The sequence below is a fragment of the Maribrevibacterium harenarium genome, assembly GCF_006385675.1.
GTDB lineage: Bacteria > Pseudomonadota > Gammaproteobacteria > Pseudomonadales > Marinomonadaceae > Marinomonas > Marinomonas harenarium.
Genome location: NZ_VFRR01000034.1, coordinates 13633 through 33548 on the forward strand (window position 1 = coordinate 13633; position 19916 = coordinate 33548).

At 48.8% G+C, this 19916-nt stretch carries 1 protein-coding gene (running past one end of the window); it reads right to left on the reverse strand.

The features are described from left to right. Positions 1-19916, reverse strand: part of the annotated coding region (locus tag FJM67_RS17555) for a beta strand repeat-containing protein (protein ID WP_181161511.1) (this coding region is incomplete at both ends). Its footprint begins 13632 nt before the window's first position; 19916 of its 33548 annotated nt are in view.

The window sequence follows — 19916 nt, forward strand, 5'->3', positions numbered from 1 at the left end:
TCCAACTCGGATCGTAGGACATGTTGCCATCTTTATCGGTGGCCGCCATATCAAATGAACGCTTACCCGTATTAGCATCGTAACGCGCTTCCCAATAGGCATCGCCTCTTGCATTAATATCATGCTCTAAGTTAAACGAATTTGCATAGCCAGTTAATGTTGAATTAGTAAGACGCGTACCCTGCTGGGTGTAATCTACATCTGCTGTATCCGTGTATGTACCGACCCACTCACCTTTGGTATCACTAGATGTGATTTGCGATGTTGTTTTCCATGTACCCGAAGTATCTGAGCCAGACATATTAGTATCTGATACTAATTCTTTCGTCGTGCCCGAAGAGATGATATTCAGAAGGTCTTCTTTGGCCCCTTGCGGCATGTAGACGTATTTGTCTTTCCATCCTTCCACATCGACATAGGTGTAGGTTTTAGATGCGTTCATCCAAGAAGGGCCATTCCATGTGGTTCCCCAAGGCGTTGTTTCACCAACAGCTACTCGGTACGCGGTACCATTGTAGCTGCCTCGGAGCGCCAATATGTTTTTACCCTCTGCGTCTTTAGCATCTGAGATCAGTACAAACTCATAGACCGGCATATAGCCCAATGCATTCAATACCGCTTGACGCTGAGCATCATTGAGCTCAGAGAAAGTTTTGTAGCCGTCTACTTTTGTATTGTCGTATGTTGGGTGGCCGTCAGGAATGATTGGTAACTTGTAGTCACCAATTACAGCTGTAGCGGTGCGACTAGCGATGGCCGGGGAGCTAGAACTAGCAATCCCTGCATTATTCCAGTTAATTTTTTCGTTAAAGTAATCAATGCCTTCGATAAAGTATTCGCGGAACTGCTGACCTGCTGGCGCACTTGGGTTGTAATAGCCGGTTTGGCGCAGTTCTACGCGCATGGTGACATACTCGTTCCCAACTTTGACGAGTGCATCACCCACGTGTTCGATCGACTTAGTCGTGGTCCAAGACACCACGGGAACTTGGATGGTATCAACTGCTACCTCGCGGGAGCCAGTCACCACTTGGATAGTCTCAGTCAAAACTTGGACCACGGGACGAGTTAAGCTTACCTCTTCACCCGTTTCAGCAGAGGCGGAAAGGGTCACATCACCACCAGCAAGGATAGTAATATCACCAACAGCATCTACTTTACCCGCACCGGTTACGTTAATCGTGCCGGCCGATAGGGTGCTGCTATCCATGGTGCCTTCTAATACCGCGCGCGTGGCTGAGGTATTGACGCCAGACTGCAGACGGATGTCTCCTGCGGAGGTCACACTACCCGAAATACTCAATTGAGAGCCAGTATTGAGTAATAACAAACCATCTGCATCATCCACCGTCACGGCGCCAGCAATAGACATTTTTGGTGCAACAAGATGAACGAGTTTATTACCTTGAACAATCGCCGGAATGTTTTCTGGAGGCACTTGTGACGTTGCTGCCGACAAGGTCATGGACTCACGGGCTTTGATGTAAACTTCCGCTTGATCCGCTTTGGCATAAGCGTAACCACCAGCCAAAATATTGACTTGACCACCGACCATTTGCAGATCGTTTAACACGTCAACCGAACCGATTAAAGTGATATTGCCAGAGGTAGACTGAATATTGGCGCTGCCAGTGATGGCTTTTTCATTGTCGTCTAATTGACCAACTTGTCCTTGAATATAGATACCATCGTTGGAAGTCACGGTGATATGGCCGTTTAGACCGGTATCGAGCACACCTCCAGAGACGAGTGTGGTGTCATCCAGCACCACCGTTTTCAACAATACCCCTAATTTGCTTGTGTGGGTACCACCACTCACCGTTAACTGATCATTGGCATGGACCAGGTTATCAATCGAAATCAGAGAGTTAGAAGCTAGGCTAACATCGGCACCAGCATCAATGGCTTGAATCACGCCATTGAGTTGCAACTGCCCTACGGCGTTGACTTGGATACGAGAGTCGCTGTCATCCGTTAGCGTGTCAAAATTCGCATTGGTACTGATCGAGCTCTGACGGGTCATAGAGATGCCTACGCCCATGGAGTCTTGACCTGCCCGAACGGTGACTGAACCAGTCGCCGCCACATAGGCGCCCGAATCTACTAATTCATAAGTACCATTTAGACCTTTGCCACCCATATAAATGGCACGATCTGATTTCAGATCAAGAACAGCATCATTACCAGACCAGCTTGCTGTATTCGTATCGAAGTTGTAAGTCGCACCCGCTTTGATGCTACCCACTAGGGACATGGTGTTGGCTTTCAGTTTCAATGCGCTATTGTCTGCGGCCGTGTACAAGAAAGCATCTGCACCAAGCATCAACGATCCCCCGGCAACCACATCCAGCGCACGGTCCGCAACCAGTACCACGCCATAGGATTGCGTATCACCCGCTGTTGGCGCCACGTTACCCATGGTCACATTGCCGCTGGCTTGCATGGTCATACGCTGATCGGTTGCAGTAGCACCGATACCGACGTTGGTAACCGCTAGGTCGCCACCGGCTTTAACTAGAATAGAACCCGCTAGACTGAAGTCACCAGACAAATAAATATCGTCGTTTGCTAGGATTTGTACTTCGTAATCTAACAAGGATTCGGTTGAACGGGTGCTAGTCAACACGCCCTCAATGCGTACGTCGTCCCCTTTGAGGGTCAACAAGCTACCGGTTTCAATATTACCGGCTTCCTTCGCTAGGGTTAGTAGACCAGACTGGGCAATCGCCGTTACTTCAGTCAAGCCGGCATTATTTTGACCAATGCTCGAATTTAGCGTGACGTCATTTAGGCCAGTAATACGGATACGGCCAGAATCACCCGTTGACTGGAACTCAGACGAGGAATGGGTCACGATGGACTCTACGCCTTGCTCAACGACGGTACCAGCATTGATGATAATGTCACGATCTGCGGTTAAGTCACCGTAAATTTGAATCGAGCGACTGGCGTTAATAATGATGTCCGCGTCTTCACCAGCCGCGATCAAACTACCACGTAGCTCCGAATCCCCAACCGGATTCAATTCGATGTTGCCGCTACGGGTTTCAAGAGTACCAAACGCCGTTAGCTCTAAACCGGAGCCAGAGTTACCAGAGAGGAAGTTAATACCGTTGTAACCCACAATGTGGTTATTCACGGTCACTTTACCGCCGGTTGCGCCAGCTTTACCTAGATTAACTTCAGAGCCTTTCTGGCTCGCATCGATGGCATAGGAGCCCGTCGCGGCCGCAGCGCCAGTTGCCAACTGGGTGAAGCCAAGCAGATCTGCATTGACGCTATTTTCAGAGTGCAAGGTGAAATCATAGAAGCTGGTGAACATATAGCGTCCGTCTTCTAGACGGATACCTAGATGATCTTCGGTGATTTTCTGTGTTGTGCCCTCTGCTGGTGTACCAGTTGGTGAGTCAGTAACTTTGAAGTCTTTCGCGTATAGGGCCGCTTTGATATCTGCCATCAACGTGGTGATACCGTTATTGTCCGCTGTGGCCGATTTATTAATCGTTACCGTATCGCGAACAGTATGGGTACCCAGATTGATCTCAATATCCAAGGTCACATCAGCACTGATATCGCCTTTGGCAAATTCAGTGAACTGGTCAGCAAGCACATCATTTTTCCATGCAGCCGCCAATACGGTAAGGTCACCGGCTGAACTTAGATTGATAGTGGAGTTTTCTTGTCCGGTGGTTAGGGTACTGGTGCTGTACACCACAATGCCTTGATCAGCAAAGGCATCGACACTGGCTTTCGCCTCAACGCCACCACGTACATCAATCAAGCTACCGGCAAATAAATCACGCCCTAGGCGTACCTGACCTTCTGTTGCTTCAACAGTAATTTGAGACGCACCATCCCCGTATTCGCGCAAGGTGCCAAGGAATTGACCGCGACTATCGTATTTGTCGTTGATCTCACCGCCCGCAACAATCAGGCCAAATAGCTCAGCATCTTTGGTCGAGGAAATGTTGATAACGCCGTCATCATTTGCGGTGGCTACGCGTGTGCCACCCAGCATTTTCACGCCAATGCCATCACCGTCTCGTCCATTTCCACCACTTAGAGTAATGGTCTGGTTGGCACGGAAGGTACCACCGATTTCAACAGTGCCGCCCTCTTGGGTTTCTGCACTACCGCCTAGGAACAACTGGCCAGTAGCGCTCAGGTTGATCGCAGATTTCTCATCAAACCACTGCACTTCAGAGCCGTTTTCGGTAAAGACAGTGTGGCCGCCAGCGATGATATTGCCCACCAGCTCAACATTGCCATTGGCGTTGACGACGACTTCACCACCAGTCTTAGCGGCTGTAATACCCGCTGCTGTTAAACCACCCGCTGAGGTGACTTTGACAGCTAGCTCGCCGGTATCAGCGACACCGGTCGTTACTACGCTTACACGTTTACTTGCCGCAACCGCAGAATCGATAAAGACAGACTCACCGGCTGTGATATTGACTTCAGAGTCACCGCCATTCCAAGTCACGCCCGTATTGCCGATACTGCCACCGGCAACTACTGCACCATAGACTAGAGCATCTTGTCCTGCACCTAGGGTAATTTTAGAACCACTAGAAAGTGTATTTAGGGTGCTGGTTTCGTGAACAAACAAGCTTACGCCATCACCGTTCGCACCTTTGATATTGGTACCATCTAACTCGATACCACCTACTAAGGTGATATCGCCAGCCACTACAGCTTGACCTTCAAAGTACACCCAGGTGTCGGATTGCAAGGTTAGGTCAGCATTCTGGCCACGTAAGTCGATGTTACCGCGCACGATGACATCTTTTTCACCCGTGATCTCTATACCTTGATTATCCGCGAGACTCAGCAAGGTACCATTCATCAAGAAACCGTAACCGCGCTGGCCAACTAACTCATGGGGTTCTTGAATTTGAATCTCATCAATGGTGCCATCGTTGGTATCGTCTGCGGCGTATACCATGTACTGCTCGCTACCATTATTGATTAGCCAACGGGTTTCTTTGGCTCCCGCTACGGTGCTAGGTAGCGCTGCATTGGTGTAATGCTGATCTACCACGAAGGTAGACATAATGTGCTCTTGGAACAGATCCGCATCTGGTGCGGATTTGTAGTACACAGCAGTTTGGTACCAATCTAACCCCATGGCCTCCAGCACGATCGCTTGCTGTGCGGAAGATAGCTCATCAAAAGTAGGTAGTTTTCCGGTCTCTTCGTTGACCGAAGGAATCTCCACCTGTGTCCAAGACACTTTTGAGTTTAAGTAATCGTAATTTTCTAGTGTAGTCTCAGCGTCTTGCTCGCCCTGAACCAAGGTCAGGAATAGCTCGCCACCTTTTTGCCACACCTGACCGTCAAAACGGATGTACTCTAGGGATTTCAGGACCACATCTTGTTGTGCCACACTCAGATCCGCCCACGCTGCATCCGCAGCTGGTTGACCTGCATCACCCCATTTCAGATCAGACGCGGTGTAGTCATCACCTTGGGCGAAGGCAGTACGAATTTGTTCACCGTCTTCCGCATTGGCGTTGTAGTAAACGCCCTCACCGTATAATTCAAAACCATTAGACTCGGCAACAAATTGACGTTGAGAGAAGTTCAATGATTCAAATGAAGCAAACTCGTCTGCTGGCGCACCGACGCCGCCCCAGTCAACAATGTTGTAATCATAGGTGCTGCCGCCGGTCAGGAAGCCTGCTTTCACCTGTTCACCCAATACCGCATTGGCATTGTAGTAATTCGTACCGGTTAAGGTATCGTAACCTAGGCTAGCAGCGACTATCTGCTTCTGCGCAGCGGTTAAGCTGGCAAACGAGGCGTTGCTAGCAGGAGCCAGGTCACCCCAGAAAATATCTTTATTTTGGTAATCAGTCACCACACCTTGAGTAAACTCTGTTACCACCCGTTTCGATGGATCAGCAGCACCGAGGTTGGTGTAGTAGTAACCGGTTACGGTGGACTTGTATCCCAGCACAGCGGCAACACGCTCTTTCTGAGCCGCACTTAGCCGCTCAAATACGGTATCCGCATCCGGTGTATCCAATATTCCCCAGTTGATTTCACGAACATCGTAATCCGGGAAGTAACCTAAGTATTTCGCTGCATCAATCTTCTGATTGATGGTTAACTCAGACAACAAGGCATCGGCCGCCGGTGCCCCATCTTTGCCCCAAGACGCAGTACCGCTGAAATAGTAGGCGCCAAAGGTTGAACGTTTGTCATCTGCCTCCCCAGTAGGAGTAATGCGATCGTACTCAACGGTAGGCTCTACGCTATAACCAAGTGACGTGGCGACAGCCACCTTTTGAGCATCGGATAGGCTTGCAAAAGTCGCACTCGTAGCAGGCGCACTGACCCCGTAAGCAGCCCAATCAATAGTACTATTGCTGTAATCTGCCGACTCACCTTGAATCAGGTTATTGACTAACTTACCCGTCGTCGGGTTGTAGTAATAGGTTCCGGAGAGTTTGCTGTAACCCGCTGCAGCCGCCGCACTTGTTTGCGTAGTTTCGCTAACGGTACCTTGTGTCAGCTCGGCATAAATCTTATTCGCAGCTGCATCGTAGAACGCACCATCTTTGTAGAAGGTGTAGCCTAAACTGGTCGCTACCGCTTGCTGCGCTTCTTCTGACAAAGCACTAAATGGTGTGTAGTTAGCAATTGACGTCACCGTTGCACCATCAACCAAGTTGATGTCCGCATTGGCGAAGATCGTCTTCAATGAGTCTGGTATTTGCCCAGCTTTCAGCGCCGTGACGATCGCATCATTTGCGCTGCTATCACGGGTAATTACCTTGCCAGGAATGGTATCAAAGTAGCTGGCATAATCATTGAAGGTCTCACCGTAGTTGAATGCCATTTCGCCACCAGTGGCAATAAAGCCACTGATGCGCATTTCTCCGTCGGTATTGAAGTTGACCTTAGTACCGGTAGCACTAATTTCCCAGTTATCATTTTGTTCTTTGGCACCAACGACGACCGAAGCGCCAGAGTTAACATGCAAGTATTCGGTTGAATTTAAGTTTACAGTGGCGTTAGCCCCTTCCGCTCCAACAAAGCCGACTTCAAGAAGCACGATACCGGTATCGGCAGTAACGTCGATATTGGCGCCTGTGCCATTTGCATAAATTGCACTTGCGGAGATGATTGAAGCAGAAGTATCGATGCTCAATCTACCGTTATCGGCAGTGACATAAATCGCACTGCCTTTATCGCCGGTTAGAGAGTTAACTTCTGCACCATAACCAACGATGACATCATCACCGGTAGACCCATTAATATTAATATCCACCAGACTCTGACCAGAAATCCAGCCAGAAACAACCAGTTGCTCTTCCAAATTGATGATGGTCTCACGCGCACTAATGCCCGAGTTAGGTGAGCCCATTGGATCATGAATATTGTTGCGCAACACTTCCATCAAGCGCGCATCAAGAGTAAGTCGCTCGGTAGATTGCACGTCACCGACAATGTTAATGCGATTTGCAGTTAATTTCGCTTGGTCTTCAAAGCGAGCGCTAAACTGGCGAGTACCAATCAGGGCGTCATTCACATCACCCACATACATGATCACGCCATCCGCATTGTGGCCAATATTGATGATGTTAAAGCCATTGCGTAAGGCAGACAGATCCGTCATGCCCAGTTCCATATAACTGGTGGCACCGCGTGACGAGAAGTCGGTTCCATAAGTAGACTGACCTGCACTACCAATGGCGTAGTTCTGTGTTGCCGTCATGGCACGGATAGTCAGATCTCCTGTGCCTTTGACTTTGTTGGCACCGGAGCTGAAGTCCACATCGTCTGCGAAGAGGGTCAAGTCACCGCCACCAACAACTTCCAACACCCCGCTAGCTAGGTCAAAGAGCGCTTCTTTCGCCGCTAATTGAATGTCGATGTCACCAGCGGCGGCATACAAGCCACCCTTGCTGCCGCGATCGCCATCTAAGATGGTTAAGCTGTCCGTTTCACGGATCACCACCCCTTTGCTATCCGCGCTGGTACCAGTGTTGACGAGTGTAAAGCGGTCTAGCGTCGTAGTCAGTTCACCAATCACGCCCACCGCTTGAATATTGAAATAGCCTGTTGGTGATGTCAGTACCGCATTGGTGACATCCAATTTGCCTTTGGTCGTTAATTTCAGACCAACGCTACCCCACGTGTAACCACTGTCAGAGCGCAATAAAGTGGTGCCAACACTCGCATCGTTGATGACGATCGTATCGAGGGCATCATCAAACTTAATCAGGCGATCTTTATAGAAGAAACCATAGTTTTGTAGCTTCAATGCTTCCGTAGAAGTAAAGGTATCCAGCGTCAGAGTATCCGCCCCTGATCCACCTTTAATATCCAAGCTGCCGAATAAATCAGCTGAAATGGTATTATTGCCACCCAATAGGGTTAACTCGGTTGAGGTCGAGTTCTCAATACGGATGGTATCGTCGCCAGTCCCCGCAACGATGACGTTTTTGCCTTCACCCATGTTGATGTCAGACGCACCAGCACCACCACGGTAGTTATCATTACCTTTATCGCCACGGTATTTAATACCGCTCACGGCACCACTGATAAAGGTATCATTACCTTCACCACCACGGATGATAGAGCCCGCAGCACCACCCAAAATCATAAAGGTATCGTTACCGATACCACCATCGAAGTCCAACAGCGCATCCACGCCTTCGCCAACGTAAATGGTATCGTTACCTTTACCTCCCGTAGCAACAATACGTTTCACGCCAGAGTGAGAAGAAGTCACACCCAAGGCACTGACAGTCACTTCGCCCGGACGATAAGTAATGACACCATTGCTGTCTTCATCGTAGGCTGATTCAATACGGTAGGATTCGTGGTAAATATCACCATACAGCTTGCCACCGCTATCACCATAGCGATCTACGGTATCCCCCATGTGTAGATACAACACATCACCGATTTGGTGAGTGATCACTGGTGGCGCCCCCCAGCTCCATGAGTAACCGCCAGATACACTTAGGCCGGCGATAGTGACTTTCGCTTCCAACGAGGCACTGGCAGCGGTCATTTCGATCTCGCCACTAAAGCCCGCTAGGGTTTCATTGATCTCAAAGAAACCTAGATCGATATTGATATCTAATGAGCCATAGACGCTGGCGGCAAACATCTCATTACTGAAGGTCATGGACATACCGGCACGCAGCACGATGATCTCCATATCCACGGTCATATCAACGGAGCCTTTAATCATAAAGTCACCGTCGGAGCGTAAGTAACCACTTACATTTACTTCAATAAAACCAAAGAAGTCGAGAGAGGCCTTATCTAAGCGAATCTCAAAGACGTCATCAATCAGGCTCATGCCGCCTTTAAATTCAGCATCAAAAGCCAATAGCTTGATCTTACCGTCTAAGTCTAGATCAAAGGCGGTATTCCCTTTAATGATATGGCCGTTCAACGTCGTGTAGTCGTCAGAGCCCGTGTTAATTTGCAGCACCGCATCGGCACTGATACCAATTGCAGCAATACCCAAGTCCACTTTCGTCGCAGCGCGAAGAGCAAAACGATCTTCGGTAATCGCCGCAGCACCTTCAAACTTCAACTCTCCAAAGGCACCTAGGTCTAGCGCCATGTCCAGCGCCGCTTGCATACCGGTCTTATCAATCAATAAGTCCATGCTACCGGTAAGAATGATGGCGTCGTCAGCAATATTCACTTCACCAGAGCCGGAGATACGCAATGTCGAGGCATCAATCGCCACGGTTTCGTATTCGCCGTTAACCACATTGCCATTAGCGTCGAGTTTCAATGCACGTACGTTTTGTGCCGCACCGGTGGTATTAATTTGCATCAATGCATAGGCACTAATAGAGAAGGCACCTGCATCAATAATCGTAGAACCGCCAGGTGCACCAAGTTGTAGCGCCCCGTACAAGCCGGCATTATCGCCGGTTGCAAACCCTAGGGTGCCCGCAACAGAGACAGGTTTAAGCAATGGCAAACTCGTGGTCATATTGACGTTAAGTTCGGTGCGCTCGGTACTCAACAGGATGGAGAAACCACCATCCATGGTCATCGCACCACCTAATAGGCTGAGATTACCTTCGCCTTCTAGCGACATATAGAAGTCTTGTGGCTCAGTCTGATTTGGTGGAATGTTAGAAATTTCAATGGTGCTGGCACCTACACGAGATTGGAATGCTTCTGGCACCTCGTAGGTTTGCACTTCACCAGTGGCGTTAAGAACAAACTCCATCTCCTCGACGGTCAACTGCGCCACATCGCCAAAGCCGATTGAGGCATTTTCTAATAGCGCCCGGGTCGCAATGCCTTGGGCATTGATGATCATCAATGCCTGAGCACGTTCTACATTTAGCCCAAAGCCATCTGGACCAATCTGAGCCGCCGCATCAACAAACAGAGTCAAACCTTCATCGGTGATTTTTAGCTCAAATACACCATCTAGCTTCAGCAGTTCAAAGACATTGATTTCTGCCTCGCCTTGCAGCTGCACTAGGCGCTCGTTGAAATCCAAAATAATAGAGTTGGCATCATTACCGGTTTCAATACGGTAGCCAGAAAGTTCAGGGCCATCTTCGGTGAGCTGATAAGTGGATTTAGAGAAATCAACCACAGCGCCATCACCGCTAATGGTCTGGTTCAGATTAAAGAAAGTATCCGTAATCTCGGCAGTCACACCGTCAATGCCAACTAAACCACCTTTATCTAAATTGGCTTGAACCGCCGCATAGGTCGCAGGGTTAGTAGGATTGGTGTCGAACATAAACACCGCACCCACATTGAGGTTCTCGATCGCTAAACCGAACGCATTGGCATCTTTAACGGAGCCATCAACACGACCAGTGGCAGGGTTCTCTTCCCAGTACCCGCCGATACCATAGAAGCCATAGACATTGCTCATACCCACAGCGAGTGAATTTACGGTACGAGTTTCACCGTTAGTTAGGGTAACCGTTTCTGAACCACGCTTAGTGAAGGCCATAGAGCCAGCAGCTTGCATGACTCCAGCAATATCACCCTCGAAGTACTCGATTTTCGCTTGGATAATTTCTTCACCAAAGTCCAAGTAAACCGGGTTGTCATCATTACCTGTGTCGATAACTAGGCCTTCATCCCCCCAGTTTCCTGTCAGAGGATTGGTATTCAGCATGTTGGTAAAATCAACATAAGGCATTGGCACTAGCAAGGAAGCGTTAGGCGGTACCAACTTAGTAACAGACGTGTTGATGTTGATCTCTACACCTTCCACTTTGGCATCGAGGATTGGATCCATCCCAATCAACTCTGCAGACGCTACCGTTGCTTTTGCAGCAATATAGGTTGGCATCGCCTCCTTGACGCTATCAGGAAGCGCAAGACCGGCAAAGCCAGAAGCTTTCATCACAGCAACACCAAATGTAGTGCTGCCAAGCTTCACCCCGACGCCATCATCAGAACCACCGACACCGGCAAAACCAGTCAGGTTATAACCACCGATGGTCATCACATCGATATCGTGAATCATGGTTTCCGGGGCACCGAAATCTGACAAAATGCCGGAGTTCACTGCTACCAATTCGTATGTGGTGCCTTTGCTGAAGGCGATTGAACCATCTAACTCCAAGAAGCCTGCAAGCATTAAATGCGCATCTTCTACACGGGCTGCAATATCTAATGACTGATCAAAATCCAACGCGATGGTATCGCCACCTAAGGTGGACAGCTCAAGTCCTTTGTCTCCGAATGAGGCAATGTAATCAATAGTTGGCTTCGCAATACCACTTTTTTCTTGACCACGGTTCATGGCCACACTCACGCCAGATAGCGTGGCTTCCACCACTCCATCCATCCCAACTAGACCTGCGGTGGCGATATCGAGTTTCAGCGTATTGAATTTGTAGTCGTCATTGCTGAAGTTCGCGTAGGCAAAATCAACACCAGAGGCGTACAAACCTACTGAATCGGACTCACCCTCGCCAAAGTAAGGCGTCCCTACACCCACGAAGGCTTTTAGATTCGCTCCCATAACGGAGATGTAATCAAAGTTAGAGGTATCTTTTAACGCGCCAGCTGGGCCCGCTCCATCCAGCACCATACCGGTTTCAGATCCCATGGCAAACGAGATATCCCCAGATAGATGCACGAAGCTCTCGATTGAGAACAAAGCACCTTGGAGGTCGACACGAATCACCTCACCAACGGAACCATCAAGATCAAGGGTAACGGATGAACCATCACCACCAACGCTGCCACTGATACCGCCGTAATTACCACCCAAGCCAGTTGGAATCACTAGATTCTTGGCCGAGTAATCAATAGTACGCCCTTTAGAGTCTGCGGTATTGATCAATACCTGTGCTTTATCCACCGACAACTCGACACCAGGTACACCGACCATCCCAGCGAATTCGGTACTGCCTTGCACCGTCACCCAGTATTCAGAGCTAAATGGGCTAAATACCAGCGCCATCGCCACATCAAGATCATCTACTGCGAGACCAACACCGTCATCACGGGAACCAACACCCGCGAAAATATCTAAATCGGTGTAGGCGAAAGTGAAATAGGTGACATCTTCAATGGTGCCATCACTGAGTACTAAGGTGTCGAATTCGAGTACCAAAGAGAAGTCATCTTCGGTTTTCACCACACCAAATACATCGATATCGAAGGTGGCGTCGAATGTAAATACACTACCTTTACCAGGTGATAAGTTACCTGGATTGAAGTCCATCGTGAGATCACCGAAGGAAATATCGGTCTTGTCGAGATCGATCTGCACCATATCCGTAGGTAGTTTGTAGTAGGACATGTTCAAGTTGTTGGCATCCAACTTGAGGCCGTCTACCCCAACAAAACCAAACTTATCCACACTGCCTTGCATCATAGTCCATTGGCGGTTGACGTTATTCCGGTCAACAAACATACCTAGACCAAAATCAACGCCAGTGGCTTTGAAGCCAAACTCATCCTCTGTGTCGTAGCCGAAGCCCACGAAACCGGTGGCATCTTCTGCGGTAAAAGTAAGTGCATTCACCTCCACCTCTGATGCATCTTTAAGAGTCACTGTGGTAACACTTTTCTCGAAGGCAAAAGCACCCTCAACGGCCATGACCGACAGTAAATCAACCTTCAGATTACCGGCTACCTTGATGGTCTCGCCTTTCATATCAAAGACGATATCAGTGGTATCGCCACCACCCACTTCTTGATCAGTCAGACGAACACCAAGGCCAGAGCTCAATGTTAGTGGCGCTACCGAGTAGTCGATGGAACGACCATTTTTAGAAGACGTATTGATCACGACTTCCATCTGCTCGGCACTCACTTCAAGAATATCCACACCCTCAAAGCCGACTTTCGATGAGGTTGCTTTCGCACTTACCCAGAACTGCTCGGGGTCGGTTAGTTGAATCGCTACCCCTAAACCAAGGGAGGCATCTTCGATACCAAAACCAACACCATTGGCTCCGGCGAAGAAATCAATGTCTTCTTGAGCAAAGGTCATTAAGGCGACCGTCGCCTGAGAACCATCGTCCAAGGTAACATTGAAGAAGTCTTGGGAAAGATCAACGTGGTAAGTAAGATCTAAGAAATCAAATGCCGAAAGGGTTAAATCCCCTTCGATATCAAAGCTCAATTGCTGACCGTAGCTCAAATTGAAGTCGGCGTTCTTAATTGACGCCTCAAAGTCATTACCCAGTTCAAAGGCTAAATTGAAGTCGGCACCGACCGCCTTCAAGTTACCAGCTTCTGCGAAGAAGGCAATATCACCGGAAATCGAAATCACATCAAAGATATTCGCTTTCAAGCCTTTTACATCGATGCCAGCTTGATGCTCGCCATCTTTACCAACCAACCCAGTGGCAAAGAGGTACTTCACACCACCCAAGTTGATTTCGCGACCAGCGACGATATTTGGCGTACCGTAGGTGTATTTAAATAACGCAGAAGTCGCACTGATATCCGCTAGGTATTCAATACCTGCAGCGAAAGAACCATTTTTGGTTTCAATGCCATAACCGCTGGACGTCCAGACTGCGCCGATATCGGCATTTTCTAGGCGTACGTAGGCCGCGCCCACATCGATTGCCGCCGTAACCTTATTACCAACGGCATAAAATTCTGAGCCCGTTTTACCAAAACCAAAGTCACCTTTAAGAACCACACTATTGGCTAGGTTGACGTTGAAGCCGTATACCGCAAAGGCAACCGTATCTGCCGCGATGTCCTGACTGAAAGCGTACTCAATATCACCCACGGCAATGGTTTGCCCTTTCGATATGGAGGTATTGGCATTGGTATATTGAACTGCCACGGAGTCAAACGGTAGCAAGGACATACCAGCAATTTGGGCATCTAACTGACCATTTTGCAGCTCAAAGGCCATCTGATCACCCCCCACCAGCAAACCGAAGTCTGCTTCGGTTAGGGATAGGCTAGCCACACCATCTACCCCGAGGAAGGCAGACACATCATTACCCACCGCAATGATGTCATCACCGGATTTCTTAAAGCCTAAATCACCACTTAAGGTGACAAAACTTGCCACATCGGCTTTGAAGCCCTTCACAGCGAAGGCAATGGTATCGGCAGCAATGTCATCACTAAAGGTATATTCGGTCGTACCCACGGCAATCTTACGGCCATAGGTAATGCTGGTATTCGCTGACGTATACTGAACGAACACGCGTTGCGCAGAAACGCTTGCTAGATTGGCAACATTGGCAGCAAAAGCGCCATTCGATAATTCAAAGGCGGTTTCTGCTCCGGTATAAATCAAACCGAAGCTTGCACCCGTTACTGACACGGATGCCACCACACCAGCATCTAGACTGGCGCTGACGTTATTACCAACCGCGATGATATTTTGACCAGACTTTTTGAAGCCCATGTCACCGCTTAAGGTGACAAAGTCTGCCACATTGGCGTTAAGACCTTTTACGGCGAACGCCACAGTATTCGCAGCAATCGCTTCACTAAAGGTGTATTCAATGGAACCTACAGAAACACTGGTATCAGCCGCCACACTAGTCGTCGCATTAGTGTATTGAATAAACACACTATCCGCTGTTACTGAAGCCAAGGAGGAGATATTTGCCGCAAAGCTACCTTCGGACATTTCGAAGGCCATCTTACCTTGTCCAGCAATCAAGCCGAATTTGGCGTTTGTTAGGCTAACGCCGGCAACCTCACCGGCACGTAAGAAGGCGCTGGTGTTATTACCCACCGCGATGATATTTGCACCCTGCTTCTTGAAGCCGAAGTCACCGCTGATACCGACGAAGTCAGCGACGGAAGCACTGAAACCTTTCACCCCGAAGGCTACCGTATTGCTCGCAATAGCTTGGCCGAAGGTGTAGCTAATATCACCCACACCAATTACGGTGTCTTTGGCAACTAAGCCCGTCGCGTTGGCGTACTGAATAATAACTTCATTGGCTTTCACCAGCTCTAATCCAGCAATAGCCGCGCTGAATGAACCTTGGCTCATTTCAAACACGGTGCTACCACCGCCGGTAATCAAACCAAAACTTGCATTACTCAATGACAGGTAATTATTGTCATCCGCCGCAAGGCGAGCACTTACCTTGTTGCCTACTGCAATCAGATCATCGCCTGATTTTTTGAAACCAAAATCACCAGATAAGGAAACAAAGTCACTGATATTGGCACTGAAGCCCTTCACACCAAAACCAACGGAGCTGGCTGCGATTTCAGTTGCAAAGGTGTAAGACTGATCAGCGATGTTTAAAGTGGTATTCGCAGCGACCGTAGTAGAGGCATTGGTGTATTGGATGATGGTGCTATTGGCTCCAAAGCCACCTAAACCATCAATACCAGCAGCGAATTTACCGTTCGTTAGCTCGAATGCTAATGAGCCGTCGGCACCGGAGATTAAACCGAAGTCAGCTTCAGACACACCAACATAGGCCGCGCCAGCACGCAAATAAGCGGAGGTGTCATTACCAATCACTTGCAGTTCACTGTCTGCGCCTTTACCCGTTTTCGAGAAGGCAAATGAACCAGAGACACCAACGAAACCTGCTACATCTAATGTCACGGTCGACTGAACTTCTAACAGCTCGCCTTTGCTACCATCTAGGTTCAAGGCCACTTCAATACCCGGAACAACTTCCGCTGTGATGGCATTATCGCCAGCAAAGTCCAGTACTGAGTCATCTACGGTACTAGCCCGGTTCACGTTCACCACAATGTCTGAACCAGACATGGTGATTGGATCTATGCCGTCTAGTGAAAGCGATGTCGCTTTGGCTTGCAATGCCGTCCACTGACGGGCTTCACCCTGGGCATCTCGCTCGGTGAACAAACCTAGAACAAAGTCAGCTTCTTTCAGTTCGAGGCCGATTTGGTCGTCAGTACCACCATTTACCCCAGCGAAAGCATCAACACCACCACCGGCAACGATCAGTTGATCCACTTCAACTTCATTACCATCTGCATCTTTGACCGTGCTGATGGCTTTATCCATATAAAAGCCGCCAGACACTTGAACAAAACCAAATACATCTAAGGTCAAGTTCGCTGAAATGGTAGTCATCGCACCACGAGCACCATCCATATCTAGCGTGAAGGTGCTATCAATTCCGCTGGTCACTTCTAGATTAGAAACAGCAAAGTCCACAACCAGATTTGGATTCACATCGGCAACCAAATCAGCTTGCTCAACCACGGCGCCTTTTTGTGCAACACTCAAAGAAGTCGTCACGTCGGTGTAAGCGTAGTTCACATCCAGTAGCGCTACATCCACACCTTTCAAGGTGCCACCGAAGGTGACTGTCCAAACGCCATCACCTTGCCCCAATACATCAACTGCTGCACCTGTGATACCAGCCAGTGCAGTTTCTAATGCGGTCTCAATATCACGGGAGCTAGCATCTGCTAATGCTAAAGCAGAGGTAGTGTAGGTCGTACCAGCGTGAGTTAACGATAAGGTGAATGTGCCTTGAGCGTCGGATTGCACCGTTACTTGTTGCACTTCAGCCACAGCCGGAGTGGTAGATGTGCTGGTCTCGGTACGAACCAAGCCCGCTTGCGTCATTTCTAGTGCAACATCACCTGTCAATGGCGCTACTTTAGTGGTGATAGCACCGATATTTTTACCAGCTAAGTCACCCGCAAAAGTGATTTTCCAATTACCGGATGTTGCTTCTACCTGAATATCTGCACCGGCAAAATCACCGCCAAGCGCGTTGGTCAAAGCGGTATCAATCTGCGTTGCCGTGGCAGCAAAGTTTAGGGAGCTCGTAGTATAAGTTTTGCCATCCACAGAGAAAGACAGGGTTAGAGCGCCCTTCGCATCGCTAGCAAACTTAACATTCTGAACCTCGTTGACCTTGGCAGTCGTTTCCGTGGTGGTCGCCTTACTGCCGTCCTGTACCCCTTTTAGAGTCACGGTCACATTGTTACTAGATGCCACTTCAATTAAGGCAATATCTTGGTAGGCCAGCTTACTACCAAAGGTAATCGTGTAGGCTGGAGCAGCAGCGGTACTCTTCTGGTCAAACTTAACAGTGACCGAGTTTTTGCCGAGAACACCGTTGATTGCATCCGCGATCTTGGTCGCATTGTGGCTTGGGCTACTTGGTGAGAAGGTGATAGAGCCTGTTGTTTTACCATTCACCGTCAAGGTGTATTTCGGGAATGAGCCTGAAGCGCCAGAGAACTCTATACGCTGCACTTCGCGCAGATTGGTACCGGTTTGACTGCTGCCAGTCACAACCACTTCACCATCAACCACTGTTTGCGTACTGGTTGTGTAACTTGGCAACACCAGACTGGCACTCAAATTTTGGACGGATTTACCCTGTAACGCGCCAATAAACTCAATATCAAAGCCTGCTGCACGGGTGCCTGTGACTTTTACATTGTTGGCACCGATACCATCAAGTGCGGCGATTTTGCTGGTTAATGCGGTGATTAGGTCTGCATCCGTTTGTGTCGCAGTTAAAGCAACACTTTCGCTATCAGCACCATACCGAAGAGTGAGACTGCCTTCATTCGCTGCTACAGAAAGGTGGTAAATCGCGTTTTGACTAACAGGTGTAAAGGTCTGGTTGGTAACCGCTGCTTGACCTTCGGTAACTTCAGAAACATTCGTTGTCACCATCGGTAACTTATGGCTAACCAATAAGCCTGAATAATCAACTCCGGACAGATCACCACCAAAGGTAATAGTAAAGCCTGTTTCTTTTTCACCAGTCACTACAATATTACCGGCCACGTTGGCAACGCCTGCCGCAGTAAGAAGTTCTTCTAACTTGTTTTTAATATCATTGCGGACCACGCTAGAAGCGCGATTGGCTGCCACGGCAACGAATGCTTGTTTTGACAGGTACTCAAACACCAACTCCCCTTCGGCAAGATCGGTATTCAAGGTCAAAATGGTATCAAGTACGAGATCAGGCTGAGCAACTGCTTCGCCCTTTGTGCTCAAGTTACGATTAATGGCGACATTGAGGCTTTCAGCTTGTACCGTCAGCCCATCGACACCCACAAATGCCGCGCTCGTCACACTGGACTGCAACGCCATCCACTGACGCTCGCTGTTATTCGCATCCGTCATCAGCGCCAGTGCCATATCCGCGCCGGTTAAGTCAAAACCGAGTTTATCGGCACTGTCCCCATTCACACCCACGAACGCAGACACATTGTCCGTACCCAGTGTTAATAGGTCGACCTCGACTTCTTGGCCGTCATTCAAGGTCACGGTAGTCTTGGTGCTTTCTACCGCAAAGCCACCGGTCACAATAAAGAAGTTAGCGACATTGACGTTTAGATTAGCCGCACGTAACGAAGTGAAGTTCTCGGTTGTCCCATAATCAATCGCGCCAATTTCCCCACCGAAATCGATGGTTTGTAAACCTGTGCGGTTGTAGTAAAACTGGAACTTGCCGCTTAACACTACATCTGTCACACCGACCAGCGCCGCGTCACCTAGAGCGTACATCGCGGTGGTCGTAGTAGTAGCGTCGACTTTGAAAATAGCCAAGGCTAAATCTGCATTCGACACTTTCGCGTTAATGTCGTCGGTACCTAAATACGCGGTAACGTTAGTACCCGTCATTAGCATGGTTTGGGTACTGTTGATCATCTGGCGGGTGAAGCTAAAGTCACCGGACAAGCCAACAGCGCCTTCGATCTGCGCACGGAAGCCGTAGACGTTCAACGCCATGTACGGGGAGCCTTCCACACCGGCGCCCATGGTCAAGTCTTTGCTCAGATCCCCCACGGTTAAAGTGCGTGCGTTGTCGCCGCTGTAATCGATAGTGCTGGTGTTGTATTGGAAACGCGCACGATCGGCCCAGATAGTGTCGGTAATGAAACCCGCCCCTTCCAGTACTAGGTCACCAGCAATATCCAACGCTACTGTTGAATCTTTCTTGATTAAGATGGCTACATCACCATCAGTGACGCCTGCCTTGAAGTCACCCACACCAAACAGTGCTAATACATCGTCACCCAAGATAATGATTTCATCATTAATCTTAGAGAAGCCCATATCTCCACTAAACTCGAACATGTCGGCGATGCTGAAGCCAATCTCCCCATATATAGAGAAACCAAAATTCATCAGATCTAAATCTAGATCAAAGCCTGAAACATCGATGTTCGGGAACGCAAAATCTGGCAAGTTGATATCAAACAGACTGATATCGAAGTTTGGCAGGTCGAGTTTCGGCAAGGCCAACACAAACTCAGGCAATGACAAATTCGCCCAATCGATATTCAAATCTGGGAATTTCGCTGATAAGCCAGACAAGGAAACATCTGGCCAATCTAGGCCTAACTTCGGTAAATCAAAGTCAACACTGAAGCCTTTTAGATCCAGTTTTGGCAACGCAAACATCAAATCTGGCAAAGACACATTCGGCCAGTCGATGTTGAGTTCAGGGAATTTAACGTCTAGCTCACCTAGCTTCACATTCGGCCAA